The following is a 1,445-nucleotide window of genomic DNA, read 5'->3' as shown; positions in this document are numbered from 1 at the left end:
CCGGTGGTTTTACCAGCTTCGATGTTGATTACGGCGCCATTGCTGAGCGTGACAGTCATCGGCGTGCCCGCCGGGTTGCTCAAGGTCGCGGTGTAGGTGATCTGGCCGCCTTCGGTAATGGTGTTGCTGGCGGTGAGCGTCAGGCCGGTATTGTCGATCGAGTCGGTGATCGTGGTGACCGCCGGCGTCGTGCTCGGGGTCAACTGCTCGAAATTGCCACCGGTGGTGCTTTCGATGGTAGTGCTGACGGTGCTGCCGTTTTTGTAGACGTCGTTGGCCGGGGTATCGACCACCACCGAACCGCTGGTTTTGCCGGCTTCGATGTTGATGACGGCGCCGTTCGACAAGGTGACGGTCATCGGCGTGCCGGCCGGGTTGCTCAGCGTGGCGGTGTAAGTGATCTGACCACCTTCAACCACCGCCCCATTCGCCGTCAGGCTCAGCCCGGTATTGTCGATCGAATCGGTGATCGTGGTGACCGCCGGGGTGGTGCTCGGGGTCAACTGCTCGAAATTGCCGCCGGTGGTGCTTTCGATGGTGGTGCTGACGGTGCTGCCGTTTTTGTAGACGTCGTTGGCCGGGGTATCGACCACCACGGAACCGCTGGTTTTGCCGGCTTCGATGTTGATCACGGCGCCATTCGACAGGGTCACGCTCATCGCGGTGCCAGCCGGGTTGCTCAGGGTGGCGGTGTAGGTAATCTGGCCGCCTTCGGTGACCGAACCGGTTGCTGCCAGGGACAGCCCGGTATTGTCGATCGAATCGGTGATGGTGGTGACCGCCGGCGTCGTGCTCGGGGTCAGCTGCTCGAAGTTGCCGCCCGTGGTGCTTTCGATGGTAGTGCTGACGGTGCTGCCGTTTTTGTAAACGTCGTTGGCCGGGGTATCGACCACCACCGAACCGCTGGTCTTGCCAGCTTCGATATTGATGACGGCACCGTTCGACAGGGTCACGCTCATGGCGGTGCCGGCCGGGTTGGTCAGCGTCGCGGTGTAGGTGATCTGGCCACCTTCCACTACTGAACCCGTCGCCGCCAGGGACAGTCCGGTGTTATCGATGGAATCGGTGATCGTGGTGACCGCCGGCGTGGTGCTCGGGGTCAGCTGTTCGAAGTTGCCACCGCTGGTGCTTTCGATGGTGGTGCTGACGGTGCTGCCGTTTTTGTAGACGTCGTTGGCCGGGGTATCGACCACTACCGAACCGGAAGTCTTGCCGGCTTCGATGTTGATCACGGCGCCATTCGACAGGGTCACGCTCATTGCGGTGCCGGCCGGGTTGGTCAGCGTCGCGGTGTAGGTGATCTGGCCGCCTTCGGTGACCGAACCGGTTGCTGCCAGGGACAGCCCGGTGTTGTCGATCGAATCGGTGATCGTGGTGACCGCCGGGGTGGTGCTCGGGGTCAGCTGCTCGAAATTGCCACCGGTGGTGCTTTCAATGGTGGTGCT

At 62.2% G+C, this 1,445-nt stretch carries 1 protein-coding gene; it reads right to left on the bottom strand.

What is annotated here, in order from left to right:
- The coding region (locus AC1DHT_RS29125; RefSeq protein ID WP_442114847.1) for an immunoglobulin-like domain-containing protein at positions 1 to 1,445 on the bottom strand (1,445 nt) is incomplete at both ends.

Source organism: Pseudomonas sp. 05N432 (assembly GCF_056396945.1).
The sequence above is the reverse complement of the archived record's forward strand: the minus strand, read 5'-3'. Positions and strand labels throughout refer to the sequence as shown.